The organism is Pseudomonas sp. 43NM1 (genome assembly GCF_002836905.1).
Classification (GTDB): Bacteria; Pseudomonadota; Gammaproteobacteria; order Pseudomonadales; family Pseudomonadaceae; genus Aquipseudomonas; species Aquipseudomonas prosekii.
Genome location: NZ_MKGS01000069.1, coordinates 41,822 through 59,635, shown reverse-complemented (window position 1 = coordinate 59,635; position 17,814 = coordinate 41,822). Strand labels below are relative to the sequence as shown.

12 protein-coding genes are annotated in these 17,814 nt (G+C 59.6%); 7 read left to right on the top strand and 5 right to left on the bottom strand.

Annotated elements, in window-relative coordinates:
• Window positions 1–100 precede the first annotated feature (100 nt).
• From BI292_RS08105 to BI292_RS08075, 7 genes are read left to right on the top strand one after another with little or no spacing between them, the layout of a single operon-like run.
• Window positions 101–1,723, top strand: coding sequence for a methyl-accepting chemotaxis protein (locus tag BI292_RS08105; RefSeq protein ID WP_101207558.1), 1,623 nt, complete (start codon window positions 101–103; stop codon window positions 1,721–1,723).
• A complete protein-coding gene (locus BI292_RS08100) occupies window positions 1,723–2,259 on the top strand; it encodes a chemotaxis protein CheW (protein ID WP_101207557.1) in 537 nt (178 codons plus the stop codon). Before BI292_RS08105 ends, BI292_RS08100 begins: the two co-directional genes overlap by 1 nt.
• Window positions 2,256–3,551: a protein-glutamate O-methyltransferase CheR gene (locus tag BI292_RS08095; protein ID WP_101207556.1), complete on the top strand. Its 1,296-nt coding sequence runs from the start codon at window positions 2,256–2,258 to the stop codon at window positions 3,549–3,551. The genes BI292_RS08100 and BI292_RS08095 overlap by 4 nt, the downstream gene beginning before the upstream one ends.
• Complete coding sequence (locus BI292_RS08090; protein WP_092272744.1) at window positions 3,548–4,231, top strand: chemotaxis protein CheW; 684 nt, start codon at window positions 3,548–3,550, stop codon at window positions 4,229–4,231. The genes BI292_RS08095 and BI292_RS08090 overlap by 4 nt, the downstream gene beginning before the upstream one ends.
• Window positions 4,228–6,528: a hybrid sensor histidine kinase/response regulator gene (locus BI292_RS08085; protein ID WP_101207555.1), complete on the top strand. Its 2,301-nt coding sequence runs from the start codon at window positions 4,228–4,230 to the stop codon at window positions 6,526–6,528. Before BI292_RS08090 ends, BI292_RS08085 begins: the two co-directional genes overlap by 4 nt.
• Window positions 6,525–7,529, top strand: coding sequence for a chemotaxis response regulator protein-glutamate methylesterase (locus BI292_RS08080; protein ID WP_101207554.1), 1,005 nt, complete (start codon window positions 6,525–6,527; stop codon window positions 7,527–7,529). The genes BI292_RS08085 and BI292_RS08080 overlap by 4 nt, the downstream gene beginning before the upstream one ends.
• A 54-nt stretch (window positions 7,530–7,583) precedes the next feature.
• Window positions 7,584–8,585, top strand: coding sequence for a PleD family two-component system response regulator (locus BI292_RS08075; protein WP_092272735.1), 1,002 nt, complete (start codon window positions 7,584–7,586; stop codon window positions 8,583–8,585).
• A 289-nt stretch (window positions 8,586–8,874) separates the two neighbouring features.
• On the opposite strand, the gene BI292_RS08070 is transcribed toward BI292_RS08075, so the two are convergent.
• From BI292_RS08070 to tssI, 5 genes are all read right to left on the bottom strand, one after another.
• Complete coding sequence (locus BI292_RS08070; RefSeq protein ID WP_256592636.1) at window positions 8,875–9,939, bottom strand: hypothetical protein; 1,065 nt, start codon at window positions 9,937–9,939, stop codon at window positions 8,875–8,877.
• 120 nt (window positions 9,940–10,059) lie between these two features.
• Window positions 10,060–11,124, bottom strand: a complete 1,065-nt coding sequence (locus tag BI292_RS08065; RefSeq protein ID WP_256592635.1) for a hypothetical protein — start codon at window positions 11,122–11,124, stop codon at window positions 10,060–10,062.
• Window positions 11,124–14,846: a toxin VasX gene (locus BI292_RS08060; RefSeq protein WP_101207553.1), complete on the bottom strand. Its 3,723-nt coding sequence runs from the start codon at window positions 14,844–14,846 to the stop codon at window positions 11,124–11,126. The genes BI292_RS08065 and BI292_RS08060 overlap by 1 nt, the downstream gene beginning before the upstream one ends.
• Window positions 14,843–15,538 (bottom strand): DUF4123 domain-containing protein, encoded by a 696-nt coding sequence (locus BI292_RS08055; RefSeq protein ID WP_157831228.1) that lies wholly within the window; start codon window positions 15,536–15,538, stop codon window positions 14,843–14,845. Before BI292_RS08055 ends, BI292_RS08060 begins: the two co-directional genes overlap by 4 nt.
• Window positions 15,535–17,601: a type VI secretion system tip protein TssI/VgrG gene (tssI, locus tag BI292_RS08050; RefSeq protein WP_101207551.1), complete on the bottom strand. Its 2,067-nt coding sequence runs from the start codon at window positions 17,599–17,601 to the stop codon at window positions 15,535–15,537. The genes BI292_RS08055 and tssI overlap by 4 nt, the downstream gene beginning before the upstream one ends.
• Window positions 17,602–17,814: the final 213 nt, after the last annotated feature.

Below are 17,814 nucleotides of genomic sequence, written 5' to 3'. Positions count from 1 at the left end.
ACCGTATCACTTGGCTCGGAAGGCAATGACTATCCGTCTTATAAATGAGACACCCTCAGCTATACTCCGCAGCATTTGAAAATGGCCCCGAGGACTTACTGTGAAGAACTGGACGTTGCGCCAACGGATCTTGGCGAGCTTTGCGGTGATTATCGCCATCATGTTGCTGATGGTCGTCGTCTCCTATTCGCGGCTGTTGAAAATCGAAGAAAGCGAAGCCAGCGTCCGTGAAGACGCGCTGCCCGGCGTCTATTACAGCTCGATGATCCGGGGCGCCTGGTCCGACAGTTACCTGCGGGTTCAGGAAATGCTCGGCCTCAGGGAAGGGCAGGGCTTCAGCACCGAGGATGCCGCCGAATTCAAGACGTTCGAACTGCGCTTGCAGGCGCAGATCGACAACTACCGCACCACCGTCACCACCGAAGAAGACAAAGTCGAATTCGCCACTTTCGAAAAGATTCACGAAGAATACAAAACGCTGCTGGCCGCCGTGCTCGACTTGCATCAGCGCAACCTGGAAGTCGAATCGATCAAGTTGTTCAACGAAAAACTCACGCCGACCTGGACCGCCGGCCGCGTGAAGCTCAACGACATCCTCCGTGAAAACAAAGCCGTCGCCGATCAGGACATCATCGCCATCGACAACGCCGTGATCGCGGCCAAAGTCAGCATGGGCGTCTCGCTGCTGGTCGCGGTGCTGGCCGCCGGTTTCTGCGGTTTGCTGTTGATGCGCGCGATCATGGCGCCGATGAACCGCATCGTGCAGATCCTCGAAATCATGCGCACCGGCGACCTCAGCGGTCGCCTCAATCTGGAGCGCAAAGACGAGTTCGGCGCCGTCGAAACCGGCTTCAACGACATGATGGCCGAGCTCACCTCGCTGGTGTCGCAGGCTCAGCGCTCGTCGGTGCAAGTCACCACGTCGGTGACCGAAATCGCCGCGACGTCCAAGCAACAACAAGCCACCGCCACCGAAACCGCCGCCACCACCACCGAAATCGGCGCGACCTCGCGGGAAATTGCCGCGACCTCGCGTGACCTGGTGCGGACCATGACCGAAGTCTCCACCGCCGCTGATCAGGCCTCGGTGGCCGCCGGCTCCGGGCAGCAAGGGCTGGCGCGCATGGAAGAAACCATGCACTCGGTGATGGGCGCAGCGGATCTGGTCAACGCCAAACTGGCGATCCTCAACGAGAAGGCCGGCAACATCAACCAAGTCGTGGTGACCATCGTCAAGGTTGCCGACCAGACCAATCTGTTGTCGCTGAACGCCGCCATCGAGGCCGAAAAGGCTGGCGAATATGGCCGCGGATTTGCCGTGGTCGCCACCGAAGTCCGGCGTTTGGCGGACCAGACCGCCGTGGCCACTTACGATATCGAACAGATGGTCCGTGAGATTCAGTCGGCGGTGTCGGCCGGGGTCATGGGCATGGACAAATTCTCCGAAGAAGTGCGGCGCGGCATGTCCGAAGTGCAGCAAGTCGGCGAGCAGCTGTCGCAGATCATCCATCAGGTGCAGGCGTTGGCGCCGCGGGTGTTGATGGTCAACGAAGGCATGCAGGCGCAGGCCACCGGCGCCGAGCAAATCAACCACGCGCTGGTGCAATTGGGCGATGCCAGCAGCCAGACCGTCGAGTCGTTGCGTCAGGCCAGTTTTGCCATCGACGAACTGAGCCAGGTGGCCGTCGGGCTGCGCAGTGGCGTCTCGCGATTCAAAGTCTGATGAACGAACTCACGGCCAAACGCCACGCCGTGACGGCGGCGCGGCAAGCGCTGTTTCTGGTGTTTCGCATCGGTGACGAGCGTTACGCACTGCAAGCCATTGAAGTCGCGGAAGTGTTGCCGCGCCTGCCGCTGAAACCGATTGCGCGGGCGCCGCAGTGGGTCGCGGGTGTGTTCGCCTATCGCGGCGCCGTGGTGCCGGTGATCGACTTGAGTGCACTGACGTTTGGCCAACCGGCGCAGGCGCGCACCAGTACGCGGCTGGTGCTGGTGCACTATCGCCCCGACGCCGCCACGCCCGCGCAATTGCTCGGGTTGATCCTCGAGCAAGCCAACGACACCTTGCGCTGCGACGCGGCGGAATTTCAGCCCTATGGCCTCGACAATCGCCAGGCGCCGTACCTCGGCCCGGTGCGCAAAGACGCGCTCGGATTGCTGCAATGGGTGCGGGTCGCCGACCTGCTCGACGACGATGTGCGCGCGCTATTGTTTCCGCCATCGCCGCTGGACCTGACGTTGCTTGAGGATCAGCCATGAGCAGCGATCAGCGCTTTTTCGATTTCCTCAAGGATCGCATCGGCCTCGACGTTGCGTCGGTCGGCGCGGCGATCATCGAACGCGCGGTCCGCCAGCGCACCACAGCCTCAAAAGCGCTGAGTGCCGATGAGTATTGGCAGACTTTGCAGGGCTCGCGGGATGAGCAGCAGGCGTTGATCGAAGCGGTGATCGTCCCGGAAACCTGGTTTTTCCGTTACCCGGAATCCTTTGCCACGCTGGCGAAACTGGCGAGCAAACGCCTGACCGAGATCAACCACATGCGCGCCTTGCGCATTCTCAGCCTGCCGTGTTCGACCGGCGAAGAGCCTTATTCGATTGCCATGGCGTTGCTCGACGCCGGGCTCAAACCGCACCAGTTCAAGGTCGAAGGCATGGACGTCAGCCCGCTTTCGGTGGAAAAAGCCAAGCGCGCGGTGTACGGCAAAAACTCCTTTCGTGGGCAGGACATCGCGTTTCGCGAGCGGCATTTCAGCGCCGAAGACGACGGCTACAAGCTCAGCGAACGGGTGCTGGAACAAGTGCGTTTGCAAGTGGCGAATCTGCTCGACCCGACCTTGCTGGCGAACGAGCCGCCCTATGACTTCGTGTTCTGTCGCAACCTGCTGATCTATTTCGATCAGCCGACCCAGCAGCAAGTATTCGAAGTGCTCAAGCGCCTGACCCATGTCGATGGCGTGCTGTTTATCGGCCCGGCTGAAGGCAGTTTGCTCGGGCGATTGGGCATGCGTTCGATCGGTATTGCGCAGTCATTTGCGTTCAGTCGGCAAAGTCTGGCCGAGCCCGAACCGCTGCCGAGCGCTTTTGCGCCAACGTCAACGCCGCTGCCAACGCCCTTGCCAACGCCGCAGCCGGTGCGCCGCGTGACGCCACCGCCGCCAGTACGCAGTCGTCCGTTCGCGGCGGTTGCGCCGTTGGCGAACACCTCGACAACGGCTAACTCCGACGCTGCGGCATTGCTGGCGAGCATTGCCGCGCTGGCCAACGAAGGCAAAAGCACCGAGGCGCGGGCGGCGTGTGAACTGTATCTGCGCAGCCACGAACCGGTCGCGCAGGTGTTTTATTGGCTGGGATTGCTCAGCGACGTGGCCGGGCGTGCGCTCGAAGCACAGGGCTTTTATCGCAAGGCGTTGTACCTCGAACCGCAACATCCTGACGCGTTGATGCACCTCGCGGCGTTGCTGCAATCCCAGGGCGATACGGCGGGCGCGCGACGATTGCAGGAACGCGCCGCGCGCAGCGAACGCGCGGCTGACAGTGAGCGTAAACGATGAACGGCGCGGACACCTTGAACCTCACCCACGAAGATGCCCAGGCCATCGACGACTGCTGGAACCGCATCGGCATCCACGGCGACAAGTCCTGCCCGCTGCTGGTCGAGCACATTCACTGCCGCAATTGCTCGGTGTATTCGGCGGCGGCCACGCGGTTGCTCGACCGTTACGCGTTGCAGCAGGAACACCACGAGCAAGTGGCGACGGCGCTCGAAACCGAGATCAAAACCCGGTCGCTGCTGATGTTCCGTCTCGGCGAAGAATGGCTGGGGCTGGCGACGCGCAGCCTGGTGGAAGTCGCGCCGCTGCAAACCATTCATTCGCTGCCGCACCAGCGCTCGCGGGCGTTGCTCGGCGTGGCGAATGTACGCGGCGCGTTGGTCGCGTGCCTGTCGCTGGTGGAATTGCTTGGCCTCGACACCAGCAACAATGTCGCGTCCGGCGCGCGGGTGATGCCGCGCATGTTGATCATCGCCGCGCGCGGTGGCCCGGTGGTGGTGCCGGTGGACGAAGTCGACGGGATTCACGCGATCGACGAACGCATCCTCGACGCCGCCTCGCAATCGGGCGCGCAGGCCAGCGCCAAGTACACCCGTGGCGTGTTGCAATTCAAAGGTCGCAGCTTGCGCTGGCTGGATGAAGAACAGTTGTTGTCCGCCGTGACCCGGAGCCTCACATGACCCCCGAGCAAATGCGCGACGCCTCTTTGCTGGAGTTGTTCAGCCTCGAAGCCGAGGCTCAGACCCAAGTGCTCAGCGCCGGACTGCTGGCGCTGGAGCGCGACCCGACCCAGGCCGATCACCTCGAATCGTGCATGCGCGCGGCGCATTCGCTCAAGGGCGCGGCGCGGATTGTCGGGGTGGACGCCGGGGTCAGCGTCGCGCATGTGATGGAGGATTGCCTGGTCAGCGCGCAGGAATCGCGGCTGTATCTGCGTCCCGAACACATCGACGCGTTGTTGCAAGGCACTGACCTGTTGATGCGCATCGCCACGCCAACCCACGCGCCGTCGGCGCTGGACATCGAGGCTTATGTGGCGCTCATGGGGCGCTTGCTCGATCCGCTGGCACTGGCGCCGCCGATCAGCACGCCGATTGCGCCGTTCATGGACGAGCTGCAATTGCAGGCGCCAGCGGTCGAAGTGCCGGTGCCGGTGCTCGAGCAACCGCTGGTGGCGCCGGCCGTAGCGAGCGAGCCGCCCCGGGTCAACCGCCGCACCACGGAAAACGGTGAGCGGGTGTTGCGCGTCACCGCCGAGCGGCTGAACAGCTTGCTGGATCTGTCGAGCAAATCGCTGGTGGAAACCCTGCGGCTGAAACCGCATCTGGCGACCATGCAGCGGCTCAAACGCACGCAGAGCAATGGCCTGCGCGCGCTGGAAAACCTCAACGTTCACCTCAAGGATTTGCACCTGAGCCTAGAAGCTCAGGAAGCGCTGGATGACGCGCGGCGGTTGTTGGCGGAATCCCAGCAGTTGCTGGTGGAAAAAAACGCCGAACTGGATGAATTCGCCTGGCACGCCAGCCAACGCGCGCAGGTGTTGTACGACACCGCACTGGCCTGCCGCATGCGCCCGTTCGCCGATGTGCTGAGCGGGCAAGTGCGCATGGTCCGCGACCTCGGGCGCGACTTGGGCAAACAGGTGCGGCTGGAGATCGAAGGCGAGAAAACCCAGGTTGATCGCGACGTCCTGGAAAAACTCGAAGCGCCGCTGACTCATCTGCTGCGCAACGCCGTCGACCACGGCATCGAAACCCCGGAACAACGCCTGCTCGCGGGTAAACCGGCGGAAGGTCTGATCCGCTTGCGCGCCTCACATCAGGCCGGTTTGCTGGTGCTTGAACTCAGCGATGACGGCAACGGCGTCGACCTCGAAAAGGTCCGCCGCAGCATCATCGAGCGGCAGTTGTCGCCGGCGGAAACTGCTGCGCAGTTGAGCGAAGAAGAGTTGCTGACGTTCCTGTTTCTGCCGGGTTTCAGCCTGCGCGACAAGGTCACCGAAGTCTCCGGACGTGGGGTTGGCCTCGACGCGGTTCAGCACATGGTCCGCCAGTTGCGCGGCGCCGTGGTGCTGGAGCAGACGGCGGGCGAGGGCAGTCGTTTTCATTTGGAAGTGCCGCTGACCCTGTCGGTGGTGCGCAGCCTGGTGGTCGAAGTCGGCGACGAGGCTTACGCCTTTCCGCTGGCGCACATCGAGCGCATGTGCGACCTCGAAGCGGACGACATCGTCCAGCTCGAAGGGCGCCAGCACTTCTGGTACGAAGGCCGCCACGTGGGTTTGGTCGCGGCCAGTCAATTGCTGCAGCGCCCGGCGAGCCAGACCAGCCAGCAAACGCTCAAAGTCGTGGTGATTCGCGAGCGCGATGCAATTTATGGCGTGGCGGTCGAACGTTTTGTCGGCGAGCGGACTTTGGTGGTGTTGCCGCTGGATGAGCGGCTGGGCAAGATTCAGGACATTTCCGCCGGGGCCTTGCTCGACGACGGTTCGGTGGTGTTGATTGTTGACGTCGAAGACATGCTGCGCTCGGTCGACAAACTGCTGAATACCGGGCGCCTGGAGCGGATTGCCCGGCACAGTAATCAGGCCGCCGAAGCAGCGCGCAAACGCATTCTGGTGGTTGACGATTCGCTGACGGTACGTGAATTGCAGCGCAAGTTGCTGCTCAATCGGGGTTACGACGTGGCCGTCGCGGTCGACGGCATGGACGGCTGGAACGCGTTGCGTTCGGAGGATTTCGATCTGCTGATTACTGACATCGATATGCCGCGCATGGATGGCATCGAACTGGTGTCTCTGTTGCGCCGCGACAATCGCCTGCAATCGCTGCCGGTGATGGTGGTTTCCTACAAGGACCGCGAAGAAGACCGCCGCCGTGGACTGGACGCCGGAGCCGACTATTATCTAGCCAAGGCGAGTTTTCATGACGACGCCCTGCTCGATGCTGTGGTTGAGCTCATTGGAGGAGCGCGGGCATGAAAATCGCTATCGTCAATGACATGCCCATGGCGGTCGAAGCGCTGCGCCGCGCCCTCGCATTCGAGCCCGCGCACCAGGTGATCTGGGTTGCAAGCAATGGCGCTGAAGCGGTGCAACGCTGCGCCGAACAGACGCCGGACTTGATCCTGATGGACTTGATCATGCCGGTGATGGACGGCGTCGAGGCGACACGGCGGATCATGGCCGACACGCCGTGCGCTATCGTGATTGTCACGGTGGACCGCCAGCAGAACGTGCACCGGGTGTTCGAAGCCATGGGTTATGGCGCGCTGGACGTGGTCGATACGCCGGCGATCGGTGCCGGCAATCCTGCGGAGGCGGCGGCGCCGTTGCTGCGCAAGATCCTCAATATCAGTTGGCTGATTGGCGACAAGGGCAACCGTGTGCGCGCGGCGCCAAGCCCGCTGCGCAGCTCCGGCTCGCGGCAAAAACTGGTGGCGATCGGCTCATCGGCGGGCGGGCCGGCGGCACTCGAAGTGCTACTCAAGGGTTTGCCGAAGAATTTTTCCGCCGCGATTGTGCTGGTGCAGCACGTCGACCAAGTGTTCGCCGCCGGCATGGCCGAATGGCTGAGCAGCGCCAGCGGCCTCAATGTGCGGCTGGCTCAGGAGGGCGAACCACCGCAGCCCGGCACGGTGTTGCTGGCGGGGACCAATCACCATATTCGTCTGTTGAAGAACGGCACGCTGGCCTACACCGCCGAACCGGTCAACGAGATTTACCGGCCTTCGATCGATGTGTTTTTCGAAAGCGTGGCCAGTTACTGGAATGGCGACGCAGTCGGCGTTTTGCTCACCGGCATGGGGCGCGACGGCGCACAGGGGCTTAAACTCATGCGCCAACAGGGTTACCTGACCATCGCTCAGGACCAGAACAGCAGTGCGGTGTACGGGATGCCGAAAGCGGCGGCGGCGATCGATGCCGCGAAAGAGATCCGTTCACTGGACACGATAGCGCCACGATTGCTGGAGATATTCTAGAAATGACGACTTTTCGCCGCAATCCTGGCCCCGGCAGTATTCAGGTGACCGCACATGAATGACCTACAACTCGACGACTTCAAGACCGACGAAAACGCCGCCATGGTGTTGTTGGTCGACGACCAAGCGATGATCGGCGAGGCGGTTCGGCGCGGTTTGGCCAATCAGGAAAATATCGATTTCCACTTTTGCGCCGATCCGCATCAGGCCATTTCCCAGGCGATTCGCATCAAACCAACGGTGATCCTTCAGGATCTGGTGATGCCCGGCCTCGACGGCCTGTCGTTGGTGCGTGAATACCGCAATCATCCGGCGACCAAGGACATCCCGATCATCGTCCTCTCGACCAAGGAAGACCCGCTGATCAAAAGCGCGGCATTCGCGGCCGGAGCCAACGATTACCTGGTAAAACTGCCGGACAACATCGAACTGGTCGCGCGCATTCGTTACCACTCGCGCTCCTATATGACGTTGTTGCAGCGCGATGCGGCGTACCGCGCGTTGCGTGTCAGTCAGCAGCAATTGCTCGACACCAACCTGGTACTGCAGCGCTTGATGAACTCCGATGGCCTGACCGGGCTGTCGAACCGGCGGCATTTCGATGAATACCTCGAACTCGAATGGCGCCGCTCGTTGCGCGACCAGACGCAACTGTCGTTGCTGATGATCGACGTCGATTACTTCAAATCCTACAACGACAGCTTCGGCCATCTCGAGGGCGACGAAGCCCTGCGCAAAGTCGCCACGGCGATCCGCGACGCCAGCGCCCGACCTTCGGACTTGCCGGCACGCTACGGCGGCGAAGAGTTTGCACTGGTGCTGCCAAACACCTCGCCGGGCGGTGCGCGATTGGTCGCGGAGAAACTTCGGCAGACTGTGGCGGGGTTGAAAATCCCCCACGTGTTCCCGGCAGAAGGGGCGAATCTGACCATCAGCATCGGCCTGTCAACGATCACCCCGCAGGCGGGTAGCGATTGCCGGCAACTGATCTCGGCGGCGGATAAAGGGCTGTATCTGGCGAAGAACAATGGACGTAATCAGGTGGGAATTGAGTAGCGGATCGGCCTGAGCCCATTTTTCCAGACTGAGACGCCCTGAGGCACGGGGCTTTTGTGGCGAGGGGGCTTGCCCCCGTTGGGTCCGCGAAGCGGCCCCGGCGTTTTACCTGCCATACGCTGCGATTAACTCTTACCACTACTTCGCAGCCGAAAGGGAGCAAACTCCCTCGCCACAGGTTATTCGTGCTCGGCACCTGCGCTTCTTTCACCCTTGGTTCGCTAACTAACCCCCGACAGCCACACCCCATAAAGTGTTTCGCCGCAGTGCGCGGCATATCTTCTGTAGCTCAATCGACATACGTCACATAAGCCGCCATCAAATTGGGCCGTTGAAACGTATCGATGTTGGCGACGCGCTGATGCATCTCCCTGACCACTTGGTTGAACGTTGCATCGTCCATGTCGATCCAGAAACGCGGGTTGCGACCGGTGCGGCGGTCGTATTCGGCGGTGGTGGGGTCGAGGTGGCGGTACTCCTCGTATTGCGGCAGGTCCGGCAGCGGGCGGCTGACGTCCATGTAGTTCTGGATGAAATCCCACAGGGCGCACGCGGGTTGCACCTCGGGACCGGGACAGAGCAATGCGCCGAAGTTGATCATGATGTTGCGGTAGCGATGGGCGAGGTAGAGCACATTCATCGGCATGCCCTGACTATCGGGGGACGTGGCGATGTAGGCGTCGAACTCGTAGAAAGGGGCGGTGAGTTCACCGATGGTGCCGTTCTTTTTATATTCACCGTTGTTTTTGTAGTCGAAGACTGTGACCAGGCCGGTGCGGCGGTTGAGTTCCCAGATCGGGCCTCGGGAGGGTTTTAGCCAGAGGGTTGGGAAGTGTTTTATGACGGTTGAGCCGATTGTCCAGCATAGGAGAGGTAGGCCGAGGAGCCAGGAGAATACTTGGATAAAGATAGTTTTGGTTGACTCCCATATAGGGTCATTTCCGGTTGTAATGCCTAAAAAATAGGCAGGTATGCCGGCAATGAAAAATAGGTAAAACATAAATTTTCCTCCTCCTGACATATACATCCAGAAGTGGGAGCTTGCGGGAAGGAGGGCATATCTAAAGCTTTCGTGGTCATCCTTGATGTGAAAATCAATGTGTTCGAACGGACTCGGGGCATAGGTGTTTGTGGCTATTTGCTCTTCGCGTTCTTTCTTGAATCCTTCATGGAGACGGAGTTTTTTGGGAGAGAATTTTTCGAGAAAATTTACAGATGTTATGTCCTCTGCATTGCCCCAAGGCAGTCTGACCTTGGCGAAACGCATAATCCACGGACGTTCAGTCGAGCGTTCTTGTTGAGGTACCTCATTCCATCCGTAGGCGGTCTGGGCGTACCACGATTGATCGGTCATTAGTCACTACTCCGCGATTTATCTGTAAGTACATCAGCCCAATGAAGTCTCACCTCACTGCTGAAATTGAGCTTGTTGCCGTAGAACGATGCGGCAAATCCCGGCAACTTTTCATTTGGCTCAATCGACATACGTCACGTAAGCCGCCATCAAATTAGGCCGTTGAAACGTATCGATGTTGGCGACGCGCTGATGCATCTCCCTGACCACTTGCTTGAACGTTGCATCGTCCATGTCGATCCAGAAACGCGGGTTGCGGCCGATGCGGCGGTCGTATTCGGCGGTGGTAGGGTCGAGGTGGCGGTACTCCTCGTATTGCGGCAGGTCGGGTAAGGGGCGGCTGACGTCCATGTAGTTCTGGATGAAATCCCACAGCGCGCACGCGGGTTGCACCTCGGGGCCGGGGCAGAGCAGTGCGCCGAAGTTGATCATGATGTTGCGGTAGCGATGGGCGAGGTAGAGCACATTCATCGGCATGCCCTGACTGTCCGGGGACGTGGCGATGTAGGCATCAAACTCGTAGAACGGCGCGGTGAGTTCACCGATGGTGCCGTTCTTTTTATATTCACCGTTGTTTTTGTAGTCGAAGACGGTGACCAGACCGGTGCGGCGGTTGAGTTCCCAGATGGGGCCTCGGGAGGGTTTTATCCAGAGACTGGGGAAGTGTTTTACGACTATTGAGCCGAGTGCCCAGCATAGGAGTGGTATGCCGAGAAGCCAGGAGTAGTATTCAATAAATAAATTTTTAGTAAGCTCCCACCAAGATTCATTTACCAACGATATTAATGAGATGTGTCCAGGGATGCTGAATATAAAAGAGATGTAAAAAATCCATTTTCCAAAAGCTCTCATATACAGCCAAAAGTGAGAGCTCGCGGGAAGACTTGCGTATCTGAATTGTTCGTGGTCATCCCTTATGTGGAAATCAATAAGTTCGTATGGGCTAGGATCATAAGTATTCGTGGCTATTTTCTCTTCGCGCTCTTTTTTAATTTCTTCATAGTGGCGAAGCTTTTTTGGCGAGAATTTTTCGAGAAGGTTTGCGGCCGTGACTTTATCCGTGTTGCCCCACGGCAGTCTGACCTTGGCGAAGCGCATAATCCACTGGCGTTTAGCCGGAGGTTCCTGTCGGGGGACTTCCTTCGACCCATAGGCAGTCTGGGCGTACCACGATTCGTCAGCCATCAGTTACTGTTCCGCGATTTGTTTGTAAATTCGTCAGCCCAATAAAGTTCGCCTACGCTGTCGAAGTTCGGTTTTTTGTGGGGGGCATCAAATGCCGTTCCATCCTTCGGTGGTGGCGCAGGAAAGTGCCAGCGTTGATTTTTTTGTTCCAGTACACACTGCGCTCTCACTTGCCATTGTTGCTTAATGCCAGGTGAGCGTGTCGCTAAATCAAAGGCGTAGCTCGGTGGGGTTGCGAAGAACAGTTCCACTCCCTGCGGTAGCAGTCTTTGCGCTGTGGGTGAGACGAGTTGGCTGTTAATCAGCTTTTCAAACATCACTGTTTCACTTTTGATGCGTCCTCCTTTGACTTCGAATGTGTTGAGTCGGCAGTGAGCATTGATGTTGAATGTGCCCAGTTTGGAAATTAGGCCCGGTAAGTTACTTTCAATACGAATGCAGGTGTTGGACGAAATAACTTGAATAGGTGTCTTTGCGTGAATGTCATGTTTAGCATTTGGGACAAATTCGGGGTTGCGCCCCACATTGATGCGAATGTCGGCAAACAAACTAATCAGGTAGTAAAAGCCACTCTGTGGGTCGAGCAGATGTAAATTGTTTGAGTGAACTTGCGTGCCGAAAGGGCCATTGACCAGCCATTCTTCGATGGGTTTGTCAGTTAGCCACCAAACGAGGCCAGCGCCGATTAAGATCAATATCAGCGCTACCCAGCCTGCGGGACCAAGACCGAGGAAGGTACCCGTGCCGATAATCAGGCTGCTGAGAGCGCTGAATGCTCCACCCACGGCCATCATCAGATATCCCCAACTGGCGTCATCGCCCCATTTCCATGCATACCAAGCGTCTGAAAGGCAAATAACTGTAAGAACCAAACCACTGGTTATTTGCGCAAACAGCCGAACGGTAAATTCTTTTACTAAATACTCGAGTGCTAGAGTGCTCAGGGTTCTCGCGGCCTCATCTGAAATAGTAAAAATAACTTTTCGACCCGCCGCTAAAACCGATTCGGTACCAGCAATTTTTACTGTCAACATTTCCAAAGCAATAGCTAGATCCAAAACTGCTCCGAATGCGCCAATGCTGACGCGGAGTAATCCCTTCTCTCGTAAAACTTGTGATTGCCCCGCCCATTCCGTCCTAACATTCCAAACCTCCAACATCAAAACCCCAGCCGCAAACGGCAACGAGCCCAACACGCGATGCACCCGGCTGTTAGCCAAATCCGCATGCCCATCCACACCGCGCTGCAACGCACCTTTAACCTTCGCGTTATCCGCCCCGCGAGCTTCAAAATCCGCTTTATGCACCGCATTAATCCGCCGATTCAGCTCACTAAGGCTGCGCACCGTCGGATGAGCCACTGGCATCGCCAGCAATTTGTAATTGCCCACACGTGAAGCGCTCGGCGTCTCGAAAGCATCAGCGGTATTCCCCACCGTTAACGGCCGCCCCTGCGCATCCAGATATTCCCCCATTAACCGCCGTGGCCGCTGCTCCCCGGTCGGCACGTCGGACAATCCGAACAGGTGATAGCGTTGCGGATCTGCATCCCGGCGATTGATGAAGTGCATTTCACCAAAGGTATTGGGCATCAAACTGCGCAACAACCCGACACTAAGTCCATGCAGGTAGGCGCTGGCCGGGGCAGGTGCAACTTGGGCCATCACTGCACTGCTGGCGGTTTCCAAAGAGCCGGCGAGATTTTCGTAAATGCTGATCAACGTACTTGCCGCCGCTTTCGATTGCCCGGTCAGCGTGCTGTTCAGGCTGCCGTTGGCCAACAACCCTTCCAGCAAATGCCCGTCGAGGTGTTCGACCTGCGGGTAATAAGGTCCCGGATCGGTTTCGAATTCGGCGAGGTGTTCAGCGCGTAACCGACCATCACCTTCATTGACGGTTTTCTCGGTGGGCCGCACGTAGGGCGCATCCAGCGCGACGTCATCGACAGCCGGCCAAAGCATCCCGTGCAGCGGGTGCGCCGAGTCGTGGGCGATGTCGTTGAGCAACGTCTGGCCGACACTGGCCTGTGGGCTGTAAAGGCTTAAGCCGGTCAGCGCATGGGTGACATCACCATTGCGGGCCAGCGGATCAAGCTGCGCCGGCACGGTGGCGAGGCTGGCGAAAACCTGGCTGACGGCAAACAACGCCGCCAGGTAATCAAAACCCTCAAGGCTCAAATGATCGGCCAGGGTTTGCTGGGTGACCGGTTGTTGCAGACACTCGGCAAGCAGCGCCTGCGCCATGTTCAGTTGTTGCCAGAGCAAGGCGCGTTCAGCGGTGGCGGTGAAGCGGTTGATGTCACGGCGGCCGGCCTCTTGCACTTTGTCGAAACAGCCGTGCAGCGGGTTTTTCTGCCCGCCGATCGTCGCTGGCACGATCAGTTGCTGAACCATCACCGCACTGGCGTGGTGCGGGTACAGGCTGGCACGCTCGGCATACCGCGCGAGCAATTGCTGTTGCTGCTGAATCTGCGAAACCAGATGCCGCACGCGGTGGCGTGGGTCTTCAAGCAGTACGCCGCAGACGCCTCGCTCGCGGGCCGCTGCAAGCACGTCGACGACGGTGGGTTGGGCTTGCCAGAGATCCGCTTCATCGGCGGATGGGGCTTTTTCACGCAATTGATCCAGCAACGCGGCGAGGCAATCAGCCCAGGCGCTGCTTTCAAACGTTGCAGGTAACGCAGGTGTGGTGCCTTGCTCCCACTGATCAAGACAGGCCTTGGCTTCAGTTTTGCGCTGCGCCGCGAACTCGCCCGAGAGGTCGCACACGTAACGGCCCGGATGTTCCAGCACGTATTCGAAACCACTTTGGCGTGCCCGTTGCGCGGCGATCAGGCTGAGGGGAAAGGCCCGTGCGGCGAGGTTGCGCCACGTGATGCTGGCCTTCGTCGCGGTATCGGACGCTTGCGCATCCCACGCATTGAACGCACTGAAAGCTTCCAGCATTGTCTGCCCATCGGGCTGCTGCTCGAAAAGCCGCTCGAAGGTCTGACTCTCGCACTGCAACGCCGGGCTTTGACACCGCTGAGCGCGCAACTCCGGATCGTCCTCCAGACGTTTCAGGCGCGCAGCGCTCAGCTGGATTTCGCTGAAACACAGTTGCACGGCTTCGACAGGTTGATGATTCCAGGTCGCGGGCAGCCAGATGTCGCTGAGATCGACGCCGCTGGCCTGTCGGTAGTCGTTGCTGAGTTGCTGATCCTGTCGATAGGCCTGCAGATCGATATCGCGATAGGTCGTGAGTTCGTCGTCCTGCCGCACCTCGAGCTCACGCCACAAGCGATCACGGTAAAACACATAGACATAACCGCTGCGGCACAGCACCGGCGTGCCGAGGTCGTACTTGCTGCGAGTCCCGGGCAGCGCGGCGAAGGGCAGGATCGGCACGATCTGATTCCACTGCGCTTCCAGTTGGCGCGGGGTGACACGCACGTCCTCCAGCAACGGCAGGCGAATGGGCGGGCCGTGGGTGGTAGCAATTTCCAGCCACAACTGGTGCTTGAGCTGTGCCGACCAATCCCACACAAACAGCTCGCTGTGCACGCTGGTCAAACGCTCGGTTTCGCACGCGGCCTCATCGGTCAGGGCCAAGAGCGGTTCGACGCCCGATTGATCGACCATCAGCAGTCGCTGGTTTTTCGAGTGCCCGGTGCCGATGACCTGGACAATCAGCTTGTCGCGTTCGCAGCCGGGGCCTGCGGTCAACTTGCCGAGGCGCGTCATGACTGGACCTGCGTGCAGTGGGCGTTCAGGAAAGCGCTGATGTCTTCACTGTCGTCGATGCCCTGAGCCAGCGCTTGCTCCAGCCAATGGCTGGCCTGCCTAAAGGAGTGCCGGGGATGTTGCTGCCACCAGTAATAAAGAAACTGTTCGTTGCGCTGGCGCGTCAAAGCGTCTTCCTGAGCGACGCTCAGCACCATCGCCCGGTGGGTCCATTCAATGCGCCAGTCGTTCGCGTGGGGATTGTCCAACCACTGCCAGCCAGCTTCGCCTGTCGCTTGAGTGGCCCACGTCGCGCCGAACCAGCGCAGACGGCCGATCGGCCCGAGCCACAGGCTGAGGTCTTGCACGGTGCACGCGGCAAAAAAATAGCTGGCGACGGTCGGGTTGCTGTAACGCAGCACACCTTTGCGTTGCTGGTCGAAGTTGACGAACAGCATCTGGCGCAAGTGCGCGAGTAGCGACGGCGTGTCGCAGGCGCTTTCGATCAGCAGGCCGGGCCATTGCGCCGGGGTTTGCTCGATTGCCTGAGTGAGCGTCGGTTGGTTGTCCAGCCGGACCAGCAGCGGGCTCTGCTCGGCAAAACCGGCGAGTGAAGTACCGGCGAACAGCTTCTGAGTGTCGGGATGTGTCGCCAGCCGATAGAGCATTTCGAGTTGCGCGGCGGGGCGCTCCAGCAAAATCCATGTGTTCATGAGCGAGCTCCATAGCCTAGGGCTTTGCGGCATTGGCAGTCGCTCAGCGGGCAGTCCATCGGCGTGCCGCCGCTGGGCATCTGGCAGAGTTCAATCAAGGCCTCGTCGCCGAGCAGTTGTTTGAATAGGGCGGTTGAAACCGTTTCGGTGAGTACCGGCGTGCTTGCGTCGAGCGCCACGGGCGTGGCGGCCATCGGCGGCATCGGCGCACCGCCTGGCTCAACTGGCACGCTGCTGAAAATCCCTGCCGAATTAATCGTGAGCCACGCGCCAGCGGCCTGGAGCGTGACGCTGACGCCGCCATCGATGACGACGTGTTGGCCGACGCTGACGTGGATCTGCTGTCGAGCGCTCAACCGGTGGCTGGTGGCGCGAATGTGGCGGTCGCCATGCACGGTCAGGTGGTCGTCCTGGCGGACTTCGGTCAAGCGGTTGCCGTGGGTGATGCGCTGTTCTTCTGCGTGAAGTTCATGACGGGCGTTGCCACCGACCACAATGCTGCGCTGGTTGTCGATTTGAACCCGTTCGTCGTTCAACACGTGCTGCACGTAGTCGCGCTGGGCGCGGACGGATATTTCCTCCGCCCCTTTGCGATCCTCGATGCGCAGTTCATTGAAACCCGCTCCGCCAGGGCTGCTTTGGGTTTTGAAAGTGCTGCGAGTTTTCTCGGCAGGCAGGTCGAGCGGGGGACGATTGGCGCCATTCGGCAGGCAAGCGACGATCAAGGGTTTATCCAGGTCGCCCTCATAGAACCCGACGATCACTTCCATGCCGACGCGGGGAATCAGCACGCTGCCATATCGGTCGTGAGCCCAGCCGCTGGCGACTCGCACCCAGCAACTGGAGTGTTCGTTGTGATCGCCGTCACGGTCCCAGGGAAACTGAACACGCACGCGGCCCCATTCGTCGCAGTGGATTTCTTCGCCGGGAGGGCCGCAGACCACGGCGTGTTGATAGCCGTCGATGGTGGTTTTGGGATGAGCGAGCGCGGGCCTGAAAGGGGTGTCCCACGGCGTCGCAAGAAAGGTGTTGCGGTAGCCTTGGGAAAATTCGTCGGTCGGGGCGCTGGTGATCGATTCTTCAAGCACGCTCGGCTGTTTCCCGATGTGGATGACTTCTGTCAGCAACCACAGGTCGTTCCATTCCTGGCGCGGATGGTTGGTCAAGGGCAGGAAGTGGCCGCTGAGCAACATTGACTGATCGCTGCGTCCGGTCGCTTGCCGATAATCGCTGCGGTGCCGCTCCAGTGCTCGCCGGGTGCAGTGCTTGCCCTGTTCGCGATCAGTGAAATGGCCGGGGAAGCCGTAGTCTTCGAGCCGCAGCGGCGAAGGATCTTTCGCGCCACTCTCCAATTGCAGTAAAGGTTTCTCGAAGTCGTAGTCGCGGCGGGTCACACCCGTGGAGCGGGTTTGCAGGGCGAGAGTGAAGGCATTGATCACCGGATCATCCGCGACCATCGCGCTGTCCTGCAGGTAGGCGGTGGGTTGGTGGAGTCTGGGGAATACCGTTTGATCATCGCCGAAGACCAGCAGGTGCCCCTCGCGGCTGTGCTCAAAGTGGTAATGCAAGCCTTCTTCTTCGCACAGCCGCTGCAGAAAATTCAGGCAGCTCTCGCCGTACTGGACGCAATAGTCCCTCGGCCGGTAATCGGTGCCGAGGGCAAAGCGGTAGCGATCGCCGAGGATGCCGTGGCTTTCCAGGACCTGAGCGATGATCTGCGGCACGCTCAGTTTCTGGAATATTTTCTGGTCGAAACGGTGGCCCAGCCAGGCAAGGCTGGGCATCAGGCTGAGTTGGTATTGGGTCAGGCGCTTGCCTGCATCGCCCTGGCCGACGCTGTAAACCTGGCCATGAATGCCGGCGCCGTGGCCGTCAAAACTGAGATAGGCGGTTCGATGCAGAAGGCTTTCCAGGTCCAGATCGGGACGTTCGCTGACCAGTTTCAGATCAAAGCGGAAAGGTTGGCTGATGGCTTCCTTGCCGGTGAACTCGAGGACTCGCAGATCGTGGGCTGACCCCTCGATGTCCAGGAGGAAAGAGGCTTGGTTGGCAGGCCCGAACATCACACATCCCTAGTGCTGATTTAGATGGGCGGGACTGTGGATGAGTGAGTGCGGGGTTTATGCAGGGCATTTCTGTTTCTGGTGTAGGAAGAGTCGTTTTAGTAGTTAGGGATTTTCCTGGGGAAGTTTCCCGCATTTGAGGTGGCCAAAACGGTATCGAAGCGCATTCAGTCCGCCAGGCGGGCTGCCGTCACAGCTCGATTACGTTATACT

Excerpts from the sequence above, each read along its gene's own strand:
- BI292_RS08100 (WP_101207557.1), top strand. The coding sequence starts at position 1,723 with ATGAACGAACTCACGGCCAAACGCCACGCCGTGACGGCGGCGCGGCAA.
- BI292_RS08095 (WP_101207556.1), top strand. The coding sequence starts at position 2,256 with ATGAGCAGCGATCAGCGCTTTTTCGATTTCCTCAAGGATCGCATCGGC.
- BI292_RS08090 (WP_092272744.1), top strand. The coding sequence starts at position 3,548 with ATGAACGGCGCGGACACCTTGAACCTCACCCACGAAGATGCCCAGGCC.
- BI292_RS08085 (WP_101207555.1), top strand. The coding sequence starts at position 4,228 with ATGACCCCCGAGCAAATGCGCGACGCCTCTTTGCTGGAGTTGTTCAGC.
- BI292_RS08080 (WP_101207554.1), top strand. The coding sequence starts at position 6,525 with ATGAAAATCGCTATCGTCAATGACATGCCCATGGCGGTCGAAGCGCTG.
- BI292_RS08075 (WP_092272735.1), top strand. The coding sequence starts at position 7,584 with ATGAATGACCTACAACTCGACGACTTCAAGACCGACGAAAACGCCGCC.
- BI292_RS08070 (WP_256592636.1), bottom strand. The coding sequence starts at position 9,939 with ATGACCGATCAATCGTGGTACGCCCAGACCGCCTACGGATGGAATGAG.
- BI292_RS08065 (WP_256592635.1), bottom strand. The coding sequence starts at position 11,124 with ATGGCTGACGAATCGTGGTACGCCCAGACTGCCTATGGGTCGAAGGAA.
- BI292_RS08060 (WP_101207553.1), bottom strand. The coding sequence starts at position 14,846 with ATGACGCGCCTCGGCAAGTTGACCGCAGGCCCCGGCTGCGAACGCGAC.
- BI292_RS08055 (WP_157831228.1), bottom strand. The coding sequence starts at position 15,538 with ATGAACACATGGATTTTGCTGGAGCGCCCCGCCGCGCAACTCGAAATG.
- tssI (WP_101207551.1), bottom strand. The coding sequence starts at position 17,601 with ATGTTCGGGCCTGCCAACCAAGCCTCTTTCCTCCTGGACATCGAGGGG.